Origin of the sequence: Actinomadura rugatobispora (assembly GCF_042656285.1) — a bacterium.
GTDB lineage: Bacteria > Actinomycetota > Actinomycetes > Streptosporangiales > Streptosporangiaceae > Spirillospora > Spirillospora rugatobispora.
Genome location: NZ_JBHSON010000010.1, coordinates 121,826 through 139,425, shown reverse-complemented (window position 1 = coordinate 139,425; position 17,600 = coordinate 121,826). Strand labels below are relative to the sequence as shown.

Sequence of the window (17,600 nt, the reverse complement as noted above, 5' to 3'; positions counted from 1 at the left end):
CTACTGCGCCGACTTGACCTGGTACTGGCCGTTGACCTGCGGCGAGGACGGGATGAACGGGAAGTCGTCCGGCGGCGGGATCGGCGTGTGCCGGTCCGGCGTGTAGCTGAACTGGGTCTCGGTGAGCCAGTGCCCGGCCGGCATCTGCAGGTTGTAGAACGCCTTCACCAGGGAGTCGGGGGTCTTGTCGAGCGCCCCCGGCCGCGCGCCCGCCGCGGCGAGGAGCCGCAGCTCGTCCCAGGCGAGTGACGGGGTGGACAGGCTCTGGGTGGTGGGCTTGCCGCCGGTGTACCGCTTGTAGAAGTCCTTGAACGTCGGCGACTGCTGGCTCTCCGGCACCGCGACCTCGACCTTGAACACGAGGATCTCGAGGTTCTCGTTGGACTCACGGCTCCCGTACTTGTACGGCCCGCCAGCGGTGAGCGACATCCCGATGCCGGCGGCCGTGGGGACGCTCGTCCCGCCGGCCTGCGTCCGGGCCTGCATCAGCCGGACGGCGGCCTCACCGGTCGTGTCGAGGAACACGAAGTCGGGCTTGGTGGCGAGCATGCGCCGGTAGGAGACGGACAGGTCGACGTCGGTCGCCACGAACTCGAAGGCGTTCACCTTGATGGCGCTGCCGGCCATCCGCTCCTTGATGGCCTGCACGACGCCCTTGCCGTACTCGTCCTTGGAGACCAGGACGCCCAGGCTCTTGACCCCCTTCTTCTCCAGGTGCGGGCGCAGGCCGGTGAGCTGCGCCGCGCTGCTGGGGGCGGTCTGGAAGTGGTACGGGTACTTCTTCGGGTCGTTGAGCAGCGGGCTGGCGCCGAAGCCCACCGAGACGATCTTCTTGCGGGTGAGCAGCGGCACCAGCGCCAGCGCCTCGGCGCTCGACCCGCTCGGGATCACCGCGTCGGGCGGGTTCGAGCCCGACAGCGACTCCTGCAGGAGGCTCACCGCGCGGGTGGGGTCGGCCTGCGAGTTCTTGAACTGGAGTTTGACGCGGCGCCCGGCGATGCCGCCGGCCTCGTTGACCGACGCCGCGGCCGCCTCCAGGGCGTCGGTCGTCGCCTTGACCGTCGCGGCGGTGGGGCCGGTGACACCGCCGATGAACAGGACGTCGAACTCCTTGTCGTCGCCCTCGGAGGTGGTCCCGCACGCCGACAGGGTGAGCGCGAGCGCGAGGGTCGTCCCGATGACCGAGCGGCGTCTGAGGGGTGCGCTGAGTGACATCATGGGGGTGGGCTTCCTTCTTCCGTGCTTCCGAACTTGGTCGTGGCCTTTCATGGACGCGGGGGCCGCGTCACGGGAGTTCGCTCTCCTCGGCCATGTACGCGCGCTGGATCGCGTCGCGGAGGCCGGGGTCGTCGCTGCGGGCCGAGTAGACCGTGCGTCCCACGTTCAGGACGACGACCCGGTCCGCCGCCGCGAGGGCGAAGTCGACCGCCTGCTCCACCAGGAGCACGGCCAGGCCGCCCGCCCGCAGGTCCTTGATCACATCGAGCACCTGCCCGACGATCGCGGGCGCCAGGCCCGCGGACGGCTCGTCCAGCATCAGGACCCCGGGATCGGCGACCAGCGCCTGCGCGATCGCGAGCATCTGCTGCTGCCCGCCGCTGAGCGACGCGGCGGGCTGCTTCCTGCGCTGGGCGAGAATGGGGAAGCGCTCGTACATCTCCTTGATGAGCGTGCGCCCGCGCGCCTGGTCCCGGCAGGCGTAGGTGCCGAGGACGAGGTTGTCCTCCACCGTCCGCGACCGGAAGACGCGCTTGCCCTCCTGGACGTAGGCGATGCCCGCCCTGGCCCTGCGGTACGGTGCCATCCGGGAGAGGTCGGCGCCGTCGAGCGTCGCGCTGCCCGCGGTGATCTTGTTCAGTCCGGCGACGGCGCGCAGCGTCGTGGTCTTGCCGGCGCCGTTGCGGCCCAGGAGCGCGGTGACGGACCCGCTGTCCGCGCGGAACGTGGCGTCGCTCACGACGCGCAGATCGCCGTAGCCGGTGGCGAGTCCCTGAACTTCCAGCGTGGTCATGCCCGGTCCGCCTTCTCGGTGTCGAGCAGTTCGTCCGCGACCCGGGTGCCGGCGATCTCGCCGCCCTGGCCCAGGTAGGTCTGGACGACCTCGGGATGGGACGCGATCTCGTCGGGGGACCCGGTGGCGATCACCCGTCCCTCGGCGAGCACGACGATGGTGTCGGCGAGCGCGCGGACGAGCGCGAAGTTGTGCTCCACCAGGAGGATCGTGATCCCCGCGTCGCGCATGCTCGTCAGCACCCGCACCAGCCCGTGGATGTCGTCCTCGTCGAGACCGGAGGCGACCTCGTCCAGGAGGACCAGCGAGCTCCCCCCGGCGATGGCCCGGCCCAGTTCGAGCATGCGGCGGGTGCCGAGGGCGAGGTCGGCGGCCGGGGTCCCGGCCTGGCGGGCCAGCCCGAGGCTCTCCATGATCTGCCGGCCGGTGCGGCGTTCGGCGTCCAGCGCCTTCCAGTGCCGGGGGAGGCGCAGCGCGCTCTCGGCGAGGGAGATCCGGTGCCGGGCGAACCGCCCGGTGACGATCGCGTCCATCACCGTGAGCCCCTGCGGGATCAGCGGCGTCTGGAAGGTGCGCCCGACGCCGCGCCGCGCGACCTGGTGCGCGGGCAGGCCCGAGATCACCTGGTCGCCGAGCCTGATCGTCCCGCCGTCCAGCGAGTAGTACCCGGAGATGAGGTTCATCAGGGTCGTCTTGCCGGACCCGTTGGGCCCGACGAGCGCCGTGATCCGGCCCGGCCCGGCCTCGAAGGAGACGTCGTCGACGGCGAGGTTGCCGCCGAACCGCTTGCTCACCCCCGACACGGTGAGCGCCAGCCCGTCGACGGCCGGGAAGGTCACGGCGGCGGGCGGCTCGGCCGGGGCCGCGTCCCCGGCGGGGCCGGACCGGCGGCGCAGCCGCGCCGCCGCCTTCCGCCCGAGCCGCTCGGTCACGCCCGCCAGCCCGTTGCGGAGCAGCAGGCCCCCGGCGATCAGGAAGGCGCCGTACACGACCAGCGCGTACTGGTCGAAGACCGTGATCCGCAGCGGCCCGATCTCCATGATCGCGGCGCCCACGATCGCGCCGTAGACGCTGGTCGCCCCGCCCAGGATGGCGGCCGCCAGGATGACGATCGCCAGCTCGAGACCGAAGGTCAGCGGGGACAGGTAGGCGTCCAGGTAGGCGATGAAGCAGCCCGCGATGCCCGCCGGGACGGCGCTGAGCGCGTAGACGGTGACCTTGGTCGCGAAGGGGGAGGTGCCGATCGCCGTCGCCAGCACCGGGCTCTGCTTCAGGACGAGGAACGCGGCCCCGTGCCGGGACACCACGATGTTCCGGAAGACGGCGAACCACGCGGCCGTGACCAGGATGACGACGACGTAGAAGCCGTTGTCGCCGAGCTCGGAGCCGAGCAGCGTGGGGACCGGGATCCCGTTCAGCCCCTCCAGCCCGCCGAGCCGGTCGCCGAAGATGTTGACGACCGAGGGGATCAGCAGCACCACGAAGAACGAGGTGATCGCGAGCGCCCAGCCGCCCAGGCGCAGCCCGGGCAGCCCGGTGACCACGCCCAGCAGCACGGCCACCGCCACCGCCGCGAGCAGGCACACCAGCAGGTCGTCGATGACGTTGATCGCGAGATAGCCGGTGGTGTACGCGCCCGCCGCGTAGAGCGGCACCTGCCCGAGGGCGAGCTCGCCGGCGTAGCCCAGCGTGAGGTTCAGCCCGCTGACGACCATGGACAGGATCGCGATCAGCAGGACCAGGCGGATCGTCGCGCTGTTCAGGCCCAGCCAGGGCAGCACGGCCACCAGGCCGACGATGACGGGCCACCCGGCGAGGGCGAGCCTGCGTGCCGCACCCGTCGTCATACCACTCTCTCCTTCCGGCCGCCCGCCAGCCCCTGGGGGAAGGCCAGCAGGGTCACCGCGAACACCACGAACACGACGATGTCCCGGTACAGCGGTCCGATGTAGCGAGCGCCCAGCGCCTCGATGATCCCGATCGCGAACGCGGCGAGGAGCACGCCCCGGTGGCTCCCGACACCGCCCAGTACCAGCACGACGAATCCCTTCACGGCCAGGATGAGCGCCAGCGAGGGCGCGGCGAACGTCTTGGCGACCAGCAGCGGCCCGAGCAGCCCTCCGACCGCGGCGGCGAACGCGAACCCCCACATCGACAGCGCGCCCACGTTGATCCCGCGGAGCTGGGCCGCCTCCCGGTCGTCGATCTGGGCGAGCGCGGCCAGGCCGATCCTGGTGCGCCGGGTGCCGAGCTCCAGCGCGACGGCGAGCACGATGGCCGCCGCGACGATGATCAGGTCGAGCGGCTGCGCCCGGGTGCCGAAGAACACGAGCGTCCCGTCCGGTCCGAAGAACGGGACGCGCAGCGCGTCCGTCCCGTAGACCAGGGCGATGATCCCGGTGATGACGGTGGCGACCCCGACCATCGTCACCAGCTCGGCGCTCCCCTCCGCCTTGCGCAGCGGCTGGATCGCGAACCGCTCCTCCAGGACGCCGGCGAGCCCGGCGAGGAGGAAGGCCACCGCGAACACCAGCGGCATCGGCAGGCCGCCGGCGCTGTAGGCCCAGTAGGCCACGTACATCCCGACGACCATCAGGTTCGCGTGCGCGAAGTTGAGGACCCCGGAGGCCAGATAGGTCATGTTGTAGCCGAGCGCGACCATGGCGTAGATGGCCCCGGTCGCGAGCCCGGCGATGATGTCCGTCACGATCGTTCTCCCGGCTGTTGCGCGTCGCCGACACCGCCCGTGACGTTCGGGAACCGGCCCGTGGCGACGCCCGCCATGTATCCGCCGTCGACCCAGATCACCTGTCCGGTGAGGTAGCTGGCCGAGGGGCTGTTGAGGAAGGCGAGCACGGCCGCCTGCTCGCGGGGCTCGGCCGTCCGGCCGAGCGGTCGCGGGATGGAGTCGAGGAACCCGGCTCCCCTGGACTCCCGGGACGCGTCCAGGATCGGCGTGTCGGTGAGCCCCGGGGCCGCGCAGTTCATGCGGACGCCCCGCGCGGCCAGCTCGACCGACCGCGTCAGCGTGTACCAGACGAGGGCGTCCTTCGACACGGCGTAGCCGGTGCCGATCCGCTCCCGGTGGTCGCGGCACCAGCGCGTGGCGGCCGGGCGGTCGGCCGCGGCCAGCAGGCCGGCCACCAGCTCGCGCCGCCGCGGGTGGTGCGAGGCGGCGATCGAGGCCGTGTTCACCACCGCCGCGCCCGCGGTCATGCGCTCCAGGAGCAGTTCGGTGAGCTCCCGGGTGCCGACGAAGTTGATCCCGATGATCTCCGCCGGGTCGGCGAGCCCGGAGACGCCCGCGACGTTGAACAGGGCGTCGATCCGGTCGCCCGCGGCGCCCGCCGCCTCGGCGACGGAGCGGGAGTCCGCGAGGTCGACGCGGTGGAACCCGGCGACCGGCGCCGACGTGGGCCGGCGGTCCAGGCCGATGACCTCGGCGCCCTGGCGGACCAGGAGGCGCGCGAGGGCCTCGCCGATGCCCGACGCGCATCCGGTGACCACGACCCGCTTGCCGCCGTACTCGGGCGGGCTTCCGTTCGTCGTCACGGTGTCCTCCGCCCTTCCGCGCGCTCGGGACGGGAGCCGCCGCGGGCGTCGGCGATGTCGTTGGCGGCGACGTACCCGAAGGTCATGGCCGGGCCGAGCGTCGCGCCCGCGCCGGCGTAGCTGCGGCCCATGATCGTCGCGGACGCGTTGCCGGTCGCGTACAGCCCGTCGATGGCCGTGCCGTCGCCGCGCAGCGCGCGGGCCCGCGCGTCGGTGACGATGCCGCCGTTGGTGCCCAGGTCGGAGAGCCTGAGGGCGAACGCGTAGTAGGGGCCCTCGCCCAGCGGCGCCAGGTTCGGGTGCGGCAGCGTGCGGTCGCTGTAGTACTGGTCGTAGAGGCTGTCCCCGCGGTGGAAGTCGGGGTCGCGCCCCGTCCCGGCCATCCGGTCGTACCGGTCGGCGGTGCGGCGCAGCCGGTCGGCCGGGACGCCGATGCGCCCGGCGAGCTCGTCGAGCGTCCCCCCGGTGACGACGGAGCCCGACGCGGTCCACGAGCCGGGCAGTTTCCGCCCCGTCGGGACCGGCGCGAACGGGATCCTGGGCAGCGGCAGATGCCCGAAGATCACGTAACGCCGCCAGCACCACTCGTTGGTGATCAGCCAGACCGGGATGTGCCGGACGCCGGCGTCCTCGCCCGCGATCATCGTGTAGCCGAAGTCCTGGTACGGGGCGGCCTCGTTGATGAAGCGGTCGCCGTCGCCGTTGACGATGAACTGCGCCGGCATCATCCGCTCGTTCAGGCTGAACTGCACCCGCCCCTCGCCCCACGCCACCGCCGGGTACCACCAGGCGCCGTCCATGAGGTCGAGGTCCGCGCCGGCCCGCTGGGCGGCGACGATGCCGTCACCGGTGTTGGACGTCGCGCCGAGGCTCAGCGACGGGTCGGCCTGCGGCTGGTGGGTCCGGCGCAGCTCGGCGTCGTGGTCGAACCCGCCGGAGGCGACGACGACGCCCCCGAGCGCCCGGACCCGCCGGACGGTCCCGTCCCGCCTGATCTCGGCGCCGGTGACCCGCCCGGTCTCGTCGGTGGTCAGCGACGTCATGGGGGAGTCGAGCCACAGCTCCAGCCCGCGTTCGCGGAAGGCGAGCATCAGCCGGGTCATGAGCGCCTGGCCCATCGTCACGACGCGCTCGCCGAGCAGCCGCGCCCGCACCATGCGCCACAGCAGCCGGGTGAAGAGGAGCTTGCCCTTCCAGGTCTGGCGGAGCCGGTAGAAGTCGACGAGCTCGTTGGGACCGATCCACAGTCCCGGGGGAGCGACGGCGTGCGGCGGGAGCAGGCGCTCGGCGTCCGCTCCGAGCTTGCGCATGTCGATCGGGGGGATGTTGATGACGCTTCCCTCGGCCGAGCCCCCGGGCAGTTCCGGGTAGTAGTCGGGGTAGCCGGGCTTCCACACGAAGCGGAGGTGCTCGCTGGCCCCCTCCAGGAAGGCGAGCATCTTCGGAGCGTGTTCCAGGTAGGCCCTGAGCCGGTCATCGCCGACCAGTTCGTCCGTGATCTTGCGGAGGTATTCGAGGACGTCCTCAGAGTCCAGGCGCACCCCCGCGCGCACCTGCTGCGGCGCCCCGGGGGCCCAGATCCCGCCGCCCGACAGGGCGCTGGAGCCGCCGAAGTGCGCGGCCTTCTCCACGACGAGCGTGCTGAGCCCGCGGGCGTTCGCCGCGAGCGCGGCGGTGAGGCCGCCGGCGCCCGAGCCGACGACGAGGACGTCGACGGTGCGGTCGGGTTCGGGATCGCGGTCGTGCTCGTGGTCGTGGTCGCTGCGACTATCGGTCATTCTCCCCCACCTCTTCCGGGATTGCGGCGGACGGGTTCAGGGCCAGGGCCTTCATCAGCCGTCGGGAGGTCGCGGACGACTGCTGGGCGATCGAGGCGGCCGCGACGCATCGGTCGGGGCGCAGGAAGACGACCGACTCACGGTGCGCGTCGAACCAGGCCTTCAGCGGGCCGGGGTCGCCGACGACGAGCACCTCGGGAGGGAAGGCGCCGTCGCCGAGCTGCGCCTCCGGCACGACGGCGACGAGCCGTGCCCCGAGCCGCCGCCAGAGCTCCAGCGCGTCGTGGTCGAGGATCGCGGTCGGGTCGTTGTTCCAGCACAGCACGGCGAACCAGCCGCCGAGCGCGTCGTCGAGGAGCATGACGCCGTCCGACGTGCGGACCTTCGGCTGGATGAAGAGCCGCCCGACCGGCGAGCCCGCACCCGACGGCGGCACGATCGCCCCGCTCTGGTAGCGCGGCATCGGCTTGAACCGCATCTCGACGACGTAGCGCTTCAGCGACGGGAACGCCGAGGCGGCGGAGGCGACCCGGTCGCGCGCCCAGGCGAGCCGGCGGTCCCGGATCGAGATGATCCGCCCGACCGTGGTGGACAGGTCGATCATGGCGCGGGCGTGGTCGCGCCGCTCCTGGTCGTAGGTGGGGAGCAGCTCCTCGCCGCAGAGGCCGCGGACGACGGCGGCGAGCTTCCAGCCGAGGTTGGCCGCGTCGCGGATCCCGCTGTTGTACCCCTGCCCCTGCCAGACCGGCATGAGGTGGGCGGCGTCGCCGGCGAGGAGGACACGGCCCTTGTGGAACGTTCCGGCGAGCCGGGAGTGGTGGGTGTACACGCGGTGCCGGATCACCTGGACCTGGGCCGGGTCCGGGACGTAGGGCGCCAGCAGGCGGTGCAGGAACTCCGGCTTCTCCGCCTCGTCGTCCGCCTCGTCCGGCATCATCATGAACTCGAACCTCCGGATCCCGTGCGCGATCGAGATGGAGGCGAACGGCCGCTCCGGATCCGCGCCGACATAGCTGTTCGGGGAGCCCAGGGGGTCGTTCTCGATGTCGACGACGAGCCAGCGGGTCGAGGAGGTCGTCCCCTCGAAGGACGTCCCGAGCAGGCGGCGGGTGAGGCTGCGGCCGCCGTCGCATCCGACCAGGTAGCGCGCGCGGACCTCGCGGACGGAGCCCTCTCCGGAGTCCTCGCCGGAGCGGATCCGGACGATCACCCCGTCGCCGGTGTCGTCGAAGGTCTCCACCGGGGTCCGCCACGCCACCTCGACCGAGGGGTAGCGCGCCAGCCCCGCCAGGAGTTCGGCGTCGACGAGCGGTTGCACGAAGCCGTTGCGCTTGGGCCAGCCGTAGTCGGTGCCGCTCGGCGCGATCTCGGCGAGCACCCGGCCCTTGCCGTTGACGAAGCGCAGGATCTGGTTCGGGATCGTGTGCCGCTGCACCCGGTCGATCAGCCCGATCGACTGGAAGGTGCGCAGCGACTCGTCGTCCAGGCCGACACCGCGCGGGTAGTCGATGAGCGCCGCGCGCTCCTCGGCCACGAGCACCGAGACGCCGTGCGCGCCGAGGAGGTTCGCGAGCGTGAGCCCGACCGGGCCGGCGCCCACGATGAACACGTCCACGCGATCTCTGGACGCGGTGGGCGGCGCCGTGCGCGGGGGACTGGAACCCATCGTTGACCCTTCACTGACAGGGGGACAGCCTGTGTGTATATAACGCACATGCTGTTGCGATATTCACAACTTAGCCAGCCACCTGCGGGCCGTCAATGTTCATCCGCCGGAAACATCGATTAGTGTGAAGATAATGAGTACTGTGATGTAAATATCGGAACACGCGTCACAGGTACGAGTCACAGGAACGATGGGAGGCGCGAGCCATGACCGCGTGGGATCACGAGGTGGATGTCGTCGTCCTCGGCAGCGGCGGCGCGGGACTCACCGCGGCGCTCACCGCCGTGTCGCACGGGGCTTCCGTGGAGGTGTACGAGAAGGCGCCGACCGTGGGCGGGACGACCGCCGTGTCGGGCGGGATCGTGTGGGTGCCGGCCCACGACCGGGCACCCGGCCTGGACCTGCCCGTCGAGGACGCGCTGCGCTACCTCCGCGCCCAGTCCCTGGGGTCGATGGACGACGGTCTCGTCGAGACCTTCGTCCGCACCGCACCCCGCATGATCGACTTCGTCGAGGCGCACAGCGAGGTGCGCTTCGACATCGCCGCGGGCTTCCCGGACTACAAACCGGAGTTGCCCGGCGGGAAACCCACGGGCGGCCGCTCGCTCAGCCCCGCGCCGTACGACGCGGCCCGGCTCGGCGAGTGGCAGGACAGGATCACCGCCTTCCCGGCGGACTGGAGCAACGTGGGATTCGACGCGGAGACCCGCGCCCGCCTCCATCCGTCGATCGGAGACGCGCCCGCGTCGACGTGCGTCGCCGGGACCGCCCTCGTCGCGGGGCTCCTCAAGGGGCTGCTGGACGCCGGCGTCGTCCCGCGGACGAACGCCCGCGCCGTCGAGCTCCTCACCGGAGACGACGGCGGCGCCGTGGCGGGCGTGCGCGTCGAGACCGGCGGCGAGCGGGTCGCCGTGCGCGCCCGCCGCGGCGTGATCCTGGCGACCGGCGGCTTCGAGTGGGACGAGACGCTGGTCCGCGCCTTCCTCCGGGGCCCTATGCACGGCGCCGTGTCGCCGCCCAACAACACCGGGGACGGGCTGCGCATGGCCATGGCCCTCGGCGCGGACCTCGGCACCATGGGCGAGGCATGGTGGGTGCCCATCGTCCGGATCCCGGGGGACACCATCGACGGCCGCCCGCGCAGCCGCAGCGTCAGGCTGGAGCGCACCCGTCCCCGGAGCATCATGGTGAACCGGGCCGGCCGGCGGTTCGTGAACGAGTCCTGCGACTACAACTCCATGGCCGGCGCCTTCCACTACCTCGACCCCCGCGACGGGTACGTCAACGACCGGGCGTGGATCGTGTTCGACTCCGTTCACCTCGACCGCTACGGCTTCCTCGGCGTCGCCCCGGGAGAGCCGGTCCCTGACTGGTTCTCGGGATCGGCCGACCTTCCGGCGCTCGCCGCGGCGACCGGCATCGACCCGGACGGGCTGGCGCGCACGATCGAGGACTGGAACCGCGACGTCGCGCGGGGGGAGGACCCGGGCTTCGGGCGCGGGTCCAGCGCGTACGACGGCTGGTGGGGCGACGAGTCGGCGGCCACCGCCGCGGGCCGGACGCTCGGCCCGATTGACACGCCGCCGTTCTACGCCGTGCCGGTCTCGGTCGGCGCGATGGGGACCAAGGGCGGGCCGCGCACCGACCGCGACGGCCGCGTCCAGCGCGTGTCCGGCGGCGTGATCCCCGGACTCTTCGCCGCGGGCAACGCCATGGCGGGCGTGACCGGACGGGCCTACGGCGGAGCGGGGGGAACGATCGGGCCCGCGATGGTCTGGGGATTCCGCGCGGGCCAGGCCGTGGCCACGGGCGAGGTGCCCTCGGACCGCGCGGAACGGTAGCCCCGGCGGCGCCTTTCGCCCGGACCCCGCGGGGAACATCCCGCGGGGTCCGGGCGACGGCCTTCCAGGCGCCTAGTCGACGAAGAAGTCCAGCAGGAGCTTGTTCACGACCTCGGGACGCTCGATCTGCGGGCAGTGGCCGGCGTCTTCGACCACCACGGAGGAGCCGTCCGGGATCACGTCGGCGATCTCCGCCGCCCAGCCGGGCGGCTTCAGCTTGTCCTTCTCGCCCTCCACCATCAGCACCGGGACGGAGATCCGCTCGTACGCCGGCTCGCCGCGCGGGCCCGCCGGGGGCTCGGCCCCGGGACGGCGGAAGCGCGCCGCCGCGATCGCCTCCCAGGCGCCCGGGGCGACGCTGGACGCGTAGCGCCGCCGCACGTAGTCCTCGTCGGCCGGATACGACGGATCGTGGAACAGCGCCTCGACGATCCGCCGCATCGCCGGCAGCGTCGCGTCGTAGTCGTAGAGCGCGCTCGTGTGCGGGTTCCGCAGGATCTCACCGCCTCCGCAGATGGCGACCATCTTGCGCACCGGCAGGATCGGCGCGTCCGCCACGGCGTCGACGAGCAGGTTCACGGCGCCCATCGAGTTCCCCACGAAGTACGCCGAGTCGATCCCCAGCAGCGCGCAGAACCGCGCCACGTGCCGGATCCTCGCGCCGCGCCCGTCGACGAAGTCCACCACCTTCGCGGTCCGGCCGTAGCCCAGCTGGTCCGGAGCCAGCACGCGGTGGTGCTCCGCCAGGGCGGCGATGGTGTTCTCCCAGGCGATCTCCGCCTCGGCGCCGAACTCGCCGCCGTGGAGCAGGACGACCGGCTCCCCCTCGCCCGCGTCGAGGAAGCCGGTGACGAGCCCGTCCACCACGATGGTCCGCCGGTGGACCGCCACCGCCCCCGCCCCGCTCACGCGGCACCGTCCAGCGGGACCGCGGTGGTCGTCGCGAAGCCGGCGAGCCACTCGGGGATCGCCCGGTAGTAGGACGAGCGGACCGTGTACGGGCCCGCGGCCGCCAGCGCCGCGTACGCCGCGATCCAGGTCCTCACCTCGGGCGCGGAGTGGCCGCCCTCGGCGACGAACCACTCGTTGCTCCGCCCGTCCACCGCGGCGAAGTCGCCCGCCGCGAGAGAGCGCAGCACCAGCGCGTCCCAGTCGGGGTTGAGCGGGCGGAGCGCCCCGCCGCCGTGCGCGAACTCGCTCGCGGCCTTGACGGTGCGGCCCTCCCTCTGGGCGCGCTGCTCCGGCGAGGGGTCGCGGCCGTGCGTCAGGCGCTCCGCGACCTCGGGCGTCGCCTCCTTCAACCGCGGCACCGGTGGATCGTGCGACAGCCCCCCCGAGCCGATCAGGAGGACGCGGCGGTCCATCTCCTTCAGCGCCTCCCCGACCGCGGTGCCCAGGTGCCGGGCGCGGACGGCCGGCCCCAGCGGCTCGGCCACGCAGTTGATGAAGACGGGAACGACCGGAACCGCGGTCAACGAGCCGAAGAGGAACGTCAGCGGCTGGACGAAACCGTGGTCGACCCGCATGTCCTCCGAGACCGCCACATCGACGCCGCTCGCCAGAACCCTCTCGGCGACGGCGTACGCCGCGTCCCGGTCCACGTCCAGCGCGCCGGAGGGCAGGCCGTAGTCCCCGACGGAGGTGGCGGCCGCGCCGACGCAGAAGGACGGCATCATGTCGTACAGGAAGCCGTTGTAGTGGTCGGGCGCGAAGATCACGGCCAGGTCGGGGGCGAAGTCCTCGGCGAACGCCCGCGCCGCGGCGAACTCGGCGTCGACCTCCGCCCTGACCTCGGGCGCCGGATCGTGCAGGCCGATGAGCGGTGAATGGGACGTCGCGCACAGGGCAACGGGCACGGCGGATCCTTTCTGACGTTCGGGCTGCGGCCGGTGCCGACGCCACCGGGCGGCGCGCCGTGTTCGCGCGCCTACCCTCGATGCTGTATCATTATTTACATACACGTGCTCGATATATGTGCACATGGTAGGGACCGGTCCAGCGGGCCGTCAACGCCGCCGGGCGCCGGTGCAGGGCCGGCCGGGTGATGGGTGAGGGGGCCTCGTACATGGCAGGATCCACGGGACGCACGCAGGTGGGCAGCCAGACGCTCGCGCGCGGCCTGCGCGCCTTACTGACGGTCGTGGAGTCGAGCGGCGGCATGACCGTCCAGGAGCTGGCCCGCGAGCTCGACGTCCACCGGTCCATCGCCTACCGGCTGCTGCAGACGCTCGCCGACTTCGGCTTCGTCGCGCACGGGGAGAACGGCACGTACCATCCGGGGGCCCGGCTGGCCACGCTCGCCGACACCTACCTGCCCGCGCTGCGCGAGGCCGCGTTTCCGATCATGCGCGAGACGGCGGACGACCTCGGCTGCACCGTCGCGCTGTTCGTCGCCGAGGGCGACGAGGCCGTCGCGATCGTCCTGGTGGAGCCCACGACGACCTCCCACCACATCGCGTTCAAGGCCGGGATGCGCACCCCCATCGACCGCGGGGCCGCCGGCTACGCGCTCCTGTCCGCCGCGCCGCCGCGCGAAGGCGAACCGGCGCCCGTGGCCCGGACCCGCGAGCGCGGCTACGCCACCAGCGAGGGCGAGATACTGGTCGGCGCGTACGCCATCGCCGCCTCCATCCCGGACACCGTCCCCCGCACCTGCCTCAACCTCATCACCCACCGGGAAGACCAGGCGAAGGCGGCCGAGAAGCACATCGTGCAGGCGGCGCAGAGAGTCGGCCGCGCCCTGCGCCCGACCCGCTCCGACGACCCCGGCCGGCCCTAGCCGTGCCTCAGGGCCCCGGCCGGGTGCGCGGCGCGCGGACCAGGGCCTCCTGCATCACCGTCGCGACGAGCACGCCCTCGCGGTCGAAGATCAGGCCGCGGCACAGCGCCCTGCCCCGGTCGGCCCAGAAACTTTCCTGGTCGTAGAGGAACCACTCGTCGGCCCGGAAGGGCCGGTGGAACCAGACCGTGTGGTCCAGGCTCGCGAAGACCAGGCCCGGGTCGCCCGCCTTCAACCCGTGCGGCGGCAGCGACGAGGAGAGCAGGAAGACGTCGGTCGCGAAGGCCGCCGCGCCCGCGTGCAGCAGGGCGTCGTCGCCGAGCGGCCGTGCGGACCGCAGCCAGAAGCGCTGCTTCGGGGGCCTGCGCTCGCCGCGCGCGACGGCGACGCGCGGCAGCTCCCCGTCGAAGCGCAGGTCCAGGGGGAACGTGGCGGAGAAGGTGCGGAACCAACTGAGCGAGGGTTCTCCGGCGCTCGCCATGGCCTCGATCGCGGGCGGCAGCGTCTCCGGATCGGGCGCCGCGGACCGGGGGGTCTGGTGCCGCAGTCCCTCCTCCTCGACCTGGAAGGACGCGGTGAGAAGGAAGATCGCGGCGCCGTTCTGCTCGGCGACGACGCGGCGGGTGGTGAAGCTCGACCCGGCGCGCATCTCCTCGACGCGGTAGTCGACGGGCAGCCGCGGGTCGCCCGCCCTCAGGAAGTGGCCGTGCGCCGAGTGCGCCGCCCGATCCGCCGGGACCGTGTGGCCCGCCGCCATCAGGGCCTGCGCGGCCACCTGCCCGCCGAACAGCCGCGCCCCCGGGTGCGAGGGCGCGTCCTCGGCGGCGGCCCGCAGCAGGTTCCCGCCCACCGGTTCGAGCGTGAGGAGGCGGGCGAGCCCCGGCCTCTCCGTGATCTCCATAGGCTCCTGCCGGTCGTCCATGGGTGGTACTGGTCGGATCGGACTGATGCGGAAGGGGAACGGCTCGTCCCGGCCCACTGCGGGGGGACGAGCCGTTCCGCGCCGGTCCGGCCGTGGGACGTGTCAGCGGGGGGCGAAGCGCTGGCCGCCGTCCAGACGGAGGCACTGGCCGTTGAGCATGGGGTTGTCGACGATGGCGTAGGCGAGCTTGGCGTACTCCTCGGGGCGGCCCATGCGCTTGGGGAAGGCGGCGTCCTTGGTGAGGGCCTTGGCGAAGTCGTCGGGGATGCCGGCGGTGATGCCGGTCGAGAAGAGGCTCGGGGCGATGGCCAGGACGCGGATGCCGAGCGAGCCCAGGTCGCGGGCCATGGTGAGGCACATGCCCGCGATGCCGGCCTTGGCGGCGGTGTAGGCCACCTGGCCGATCTGGCCCTCGAAGGCGGCGATGGAGGCGGTGTTGATGATGACGCCGCGCTCCTCGTCCTCGGGCTCGTTGGTGCTCATGTGCGCGGCGGCGAGCCGGGAGATGTTGAAGGAGGCGATCAGGTTGAGGTCGACGGTCTGGCGGAAGGCGTCCAGGTCGTGCGGGCCGGTCTTGCCGAGGGTGCGCTGGGCGACGCCGCCGCCGGCGGTGGTGACGACGACGTGCAGGCCGCCCAGGTCGGCCACGGCGGCGGCCAGGGCCGCCTCGGTGCCGGCGAAGTCGGTGACGTCCACGGGGTGGAAGGGGCCGCCGACGGCCTTGGCGACGTCCGGGCCCGCCGAGCCCTCGCGGTCCAGGACCGCGACGGCGGCGCCGCGCGCCGCCAGCAGTTCCGCGGTGGCCCGGCCCATCCCGGACGCGCCGCCGACCACGACCGCCTTCTTGCCCTTGATCTCCATGTGCTCCTCCGTCGCTCTCGGCGCAAGGCCCATCGGATTGCCGATCTCGCCGTAGGATAGGCCCGTTCTCATCGCCCGCTGAGACCGGAGTCCCATGAGCGGATCCCGGTGGTGGCCGGGGGCGCGGAGACGGTGGTCAGACGTCCCAAGTCAGGTGCAGCGGAGTGGTCAGGGTGAGCTGGCCGCCCGACTCCAGCAGTTCCCGGGAGCCCTCGTCCGCCAGCCGGTAGGAGGGGATGCGGGCGTGCCACTCCTCGAAGGCGATCCTCAGTTCGCGGCGGGCGAGGTGGGACCCCAGGCACCGGTGCGGGCCGGCGCCGAAGCCGATGTGGTTGTTGGGGCTCCGATCGATCCGCACGGTGCGCGCGTCGTCGAAGGCGCCGTCGTCGCGGGTGGCGGCGTTGAGCGGGAGCAGCACCATGTCGCCCTCCTTGATCGGGCAGCCCTGGACCTCCGTGTCGCGGGTGGCCTTGCGGCCCGGCAGCACGATCGCGTAGGCCCGGACGAACTCCTCGATCGCGCCGGGGATCAGTTCCGGATCGGCGACGATGCGCTCGCGGTCCTCGGGGTTGCGGGCGAGATGCAGGAAGCTCCAGCCGAGCGTGGCCGTGACCGTGTCCAGCCCCGCCATGAACATGAGCAGGCAGAACGCCAGCAGGTCCTCCTCACCGACCGGCTTCCCGCCGATCCGGAACCGGAGGGCCGCGCTGATGAGGTCGTCTCCGGGCTCCCTGCGTTTGCGGGCGACGACCTCGGCGAAGTAGCCGGTCACCGCGCGCATCGCCCGCATCCGCAGCACCCGGCCCTCCTCGGTCTTGGGAGAGCGCAGGATCTGGTGCTCCCACTCCATGAAGGTGTCCAGCTCCGCCGCGGGCAGGCCCATCAGGTCGAGGAAGATGGTCGTCGGGTAGATCTGCGCGAACTCCGCCATGAAGTCGCACGAGCCCTGCTCGGCGATACGGTCGATGACCTCGCGCGCCCATGACCGGACCCGGTCCTCGAGGCGGACGATCGCCCTGGGGGAGAAGGCGGGCGCGAGCTGCCGGCGCCACTCCCGGTGCTCCTCCCCGTCGAGCATCTCCGGGATCCACCGGTACGCCGGATCCGGATCCATGGCCACCACGGAGCTGCTGGAGAAGTCCTCCGGGTTCTGCAGGATCTCCAGGATGCCCTCGTGGTTCAGCATCATCCAGAAGCCGGGGCCGAAGTCGTTGCGGTACCAGGGGGCCTCGGCCCGCAGCTCGTCGAACGTCCGGATCCACTCGCCCTGCGGGCGGTGGGCCGAGTAATCGAGATTCACGACAGGACACGACTGCTCGTTGCTCTGCACGGGTCCCATTCTCACTCCTCCGCGGTAGGGTGATCGGCCATGGGGCGTGTGACGGGCAAGGTCGCGCTGGTGACAGGAGCGGCCCGCGGCCAGGGTCGTTCCCACGCGGTGCGCCTGGCCGAGGAGGGGGCGGACGTCGTCGTCACCGACGTGTGCCGCGACATCGGTGACGTCCTCGCCTACTCCCTGGGCACGAAGGAGCAGCTGGAGGAGACCGCCGAGCTGGTCAGGCGGGCGGGCGGCCGCTGCGTCGCGCTGCCGGCCGACGTGCGCTCGGTCTCCGACCTCCGCGCCGCCGTCGACGCGGCGACGGCCGAGTTCGGCCGGCTGGACGCGGTCGTGGCGAACGCGGGCGTGATCAGCGCCGGAAGCGCGTGGGAGCTGTCCGAGGAGGCGTGGGACCTCGTCATGGACGTCAACCTCAAGGGCGCCTGGAACACGGTGCGGGCGGCGGTCCCCGTGATGATCGAAGCCGGGGAGGGCGGCTCGGTCGTCCTGATCAGTTCGGCCGCCGGGATCCGCGGGCACGTCCCCTACGCCCACTACGTGGCGAGCAAGCACGGCGTCGTCGGGCTGATGAAGGCCCTCGCCAACGAGCTCGCCCCGCACAGGATCCGCGTGAACACCGTGCACCCCACCGGCGTGAGCGGCACCGGGCTCAGCCTCGGACCGCCGCCCGAGGAGCTCGCGGCGCGCGAACCGCTCTTCGCCATGAGCGCGATGAACCCGCTGGCGCCGGCCGTCGAGCCGCGGGACGTGTCGAACGCCGTGCTCTTCCTGGCCTCGGACGAGGCCCGCTATGTCACCGGCCTGCAGTTCACCGTCGACGCCGGCGGCACGAACAAGCCCTAGGGCTCCGG

General features: G+C 72.6%; 15 protein-coding genes. 3 read left to right on the top strand and 12 right to left on the bottom strand.

The features are described from left to right. The 7 genes from ACFPZN_RS09580 to ACFPZN_RS09550 all read right to left on the bottom strand — a co-directional run bounded on the left by ACFPZN_RS09580 (position 1) and on the right by ACFPZN_RS09550 (position 9,007). The gene (locus ACFPZN_RS09580; RefSeq protein WP_378281478.1) at positions 1-1,218 is read right to left on the bottom strand and encodes an ABC transporter substrate-binding protein; all 1,218 of its coding nucleotides are present in this window, start codon (positions 1,216-1,218) and stop codon (positions 1-3) included. Between the two features lie 67 nt (positions 1,219-1,285). After that, positions 1,286-2,011, bottom strand: a complete 726-nt coding sequence (locus ACFPZN_RS09575; RefSeq protein ID WP_378281477.1) for an ABC transporter ATP-binding protein — start codon at positions 2,009-2,011, stop codon at positions 1,286-1,288. Then, entirely contained in the window at positions 2,008-3,858 is a 1,851-nt protein-coding gene (locus tag ACFPZN_RS09570; protein ID WP_378281476.1) for a branched-chain amino acid ABC transporter ATP-binding protein/permease, read from the bottom strand. Before ACFPZN_RS09570 ends, ACFPZN_RS09575 begins: the two co-directional genes overlap by 4 nt. Then, a complete protein-coding gene (locus ACFPZN_RS09565) occupies positions 3,855-4,718 on the bottom strand; it encodes a branched-chain amino acid ABC transporter permease (protein WP_378281475.1) in 864 nt (287 codons plus the stop codon). Before ACFPZN_RS09565 ends, ACFPZN_RS09570 begins: the two co-directional genes overlap by 4 nt. Next, positions 4,715-5,563, bottom strand: a complete 849-nt coding sequence (locus tag ACFPZN_RS09560; protein WP_378281474.1) for a coniferyl-alcohol dehydrogenase — start codon at positions 5,561-5,563, stop codon at positions 4,715-4,717. The genes ACFPZN_RS09565 and ACFPZN_RS09560 overlap by 4 nt, the downstream gene beginning before the upstream one ends. Then, entirely contained in the window at positions 5,560-7,341 is a 1,782-nt protein-coding gene (locus ACFPZN_RS09555) for an FAD-binding protein (RefSeq protein WP_378281473.1), read from the bottom strand. Before ACFPZN_RS09555 ends, ACFPZN_RS09560 begins: the two co-directional genes overlap by 4 nt. Further along, positions 7,331-9,007 carry a bifunctional 3-(3-hydroxy-phenyl)propionate/3-hydroxycinnamic acid hydroxylase gene (locus ACFPZN_RS09550; RefSeq protein ID WP_378281472.1) on the bottom strand — a complete coding sequence of 559 codons (1,677 nt, stop codon included), beginning with the start codon at positions 9,005-9,007 and terminating at the stop codon, positions 7,331-7,333. Before ACFPZN_RS09550 ends, ACFPZN_RS09555 begins: the two co-directional genes overlap by 11 nt. Before the next feature lie 206 nt (positions 9,008-9,213). Here ACFPZN_RS09550 and ACFPZN_RS09545 point away from each other — a divergent pair, with 206 nt between their 5' ends. After that, positions 9,214-10,848, top strand: a complete 1,635-nt coding sequence (locus ACFPZN_RS09545) for an FAD-dependent oxidoreductase (RefSeq protein WP_378281471.1) — start codon at positions 9,214-9,216, stop codon at positions 10,846-10,848. 72 nt (positions 10,849-10,920) lie between these two features. Here the strand turns inward: ACFPZN_RS09545 and ACFPZN_RS09540 are convergent, their stop codons facing one another. Both ACFPZN_RS09540 and ACFPZN_RS09535 read right to left on the bottom strand, forming a co-directional pair. After that, positions 10,921-11,757 carry an alpha/beta fold hydrolase gene (locus ACFPZN_RS09540; protein WP_378281470.1) on the bottom strand — a complete coding sequence of 279 codons (837 nt, stop codon included), beginning with the start codon at positions 11,755-11,757 and terminating at the stop codon, positions 10,921-10,923. Beyond that, positions 11,754-12,704 (bottom strand): 3-carboxyethylcatechol 2,3-dioxygenase, encoded by a 951-nt coding sequence (locus ACFPZN_RS09535; RefSeq protein ID WP_378281469.1) that lies wholly within the window; start codon positions 12,702-12,704, stop codon positions 11,754-11,756. The genes ACFPZN_RS09540 and ACFPZN_RS09535 overlap by 4 nt, the downstream gene beginning before the upstream one ends. Before the next feature lie 209 nt (positions 12,705-12,913). On the opposite strand from ACFPZN_RS09535, the gene ACFPZN_RS09530 reads away from it, so the two are divergent. Further along, entirely contained in the window at positions 12,914-13,627 is a 714-nt protein-coding gene (locus ACFPZN_RS09530; protein ID WP_378281468.1) for an IclR family transcriptional regulator, read from the top strand. A 7-nt stretch (positions 13,628-13,634) separates the two neighbouring features. Here the strand turns inward: ACFPZN_RS09530 and ACFPZN_RS09525 are convergent, their stop codons facing one another. The 3 genes from ACFPZN_RS09525 to ACFPZN_RS09515 all read right to left on the bottom strand — a co-directional run bounded on the left by ACFPZN_RS09525 (position 13,635) and on the right by ACFPZN_RS09515 (position 16,749). Next, positions 13,635-14,528: an acyl-CoA thioesterase gene (locus tag ACFPZN_RS09525; protein WP_378281467.1), complete on the bottom strand. Its 894-nt coding sequence runs from the start codon at positions 14,526-14,528 to the stop codon at positions 13,635-13,637. Positions 14,529-14,651: 123 nt separating this feature from the next. Beyond that, positions 14,652-15,410, bottom strand: a complete 759-nt coding sequence (locus ACFPZN_RS09520; protein WP_378281466.1) for an SDR family NAD(P)-dependent oxidoreductase — start codon at positions 15,408-15,410, stop codon at positions 14,652-14,654. A gap of 136 nt (positions 15,411-15,546) precedes the next feature. Beyond that, complete coding sequence (locus tag ACFPZN_RS09515) at positions 15,547-16,749, bottom strand: cytochrome P450 (RefSeq protein ID WP_378281465.1); 1,203 nt, start codon at positions 16,747-16,749, stop codon at positions 15,547-15,549. Positions 16,750-16,779: 30 nt separating this feature from the next. On the opposite strand from ACFPZN_RS09515, the gene ACFPZN_RS09510 reads away from it, so the two are divergent. Continuing rightward, positions 16,780-17,592, top strand: coding sequence for a mycofactocin-coupled SDR family oxidoreductase (locus ACFPZN_RS09510; RefSeq protein ID WP_378281464.1), 813 nt, complete (start codon positions 16,780-16,782; stop codon positions 17,590-17,592). Positions 17,593-17,600 lie beyond the last annotated feature (8 nt).

Bases quoted from the DNA above. Each gene is read 5' to 3' on its own strand.
- ACFPZN_RS09580 (WP_378281478.1), bottom strand. From the start codon at position 1,218: ATGATGTCACTCAGCGCACCCCTCAGACGCCGCTCGGTCATCGGGACG.
- ACFPZN_RS09575 (WP_378281477.1), bottom strand. From the start codon at position 2,011: ATGACCACGCTGGAAGTTCAGGGACTCGCCACCGGCTACGGCGATCTG.
- ACFPZN_RS09570 (WP_378281476.1), bottom strand. From the start codon at position 3,858: ATGACGACGGGTGCGGCACGCAGGCTCGCCCTCGCCGGGTGGCCCGTC.
- ACFPZN_RS09555 (WP_378281473.1), bottom strand. From the start codon at position 7,341: ATGACCGATAGTCGCAGCGACCACGACCACGAGCACGACCGCGATCCC.
- ACFPZN_RS09550 (WP_378281472.1), bottom strand. From the start codon at position 9,007: ATGGGTTCCAGTCCCCCGCGCACGGCGCCGCCCACCGCGTCCAGAGAT.
- ACFPZN_RS09545 (WP_378281471.1), top strand. From the start codon at position 9,214: ATGACCGCGTGGGATCACGAGGTGGATGTCGTCGTCCTCGGCAGCGGC.
- ACFPZN_RS09530 (WP_378281468.1), top strand. From the start codon at position 12,914: ATGGCAGGATCCACGGGACGCACGCAGGTGGGCAGCCAGACGCTCGCG.
- ACFPZN_RS09525 (WP_378281467.1), bottom strand. From the start codon at position 14,528: ATGGAGATCACGGAGAGGCCGGGGCTCGCCCGCCTCCTCACGCTCGAA.
- ACFPZN_RS09520 (WP_378281466.1), bottom strand. From the start codon at position 15,410: ATGGAGATCAAGGGCAAGAAGGCGGTCGTGGTCGGCGGCGCGTCCGGG.
- ACFPZN_RS09515 (WP_378281465.1), bottom strand. From the start codon at position 16,749: ATGGGACCCGTGCAGAGCAACGAGCAGTCGTGTCCTGTCGTGAATCTC.
- ACFPZN_RS09510 (WP_378281464.1), top strand. From the start codon at position 16,780: ATGGGGCGTGTGACGGGCAAGGTCGCGCTGGTGACAGGAGCGGCCCGC.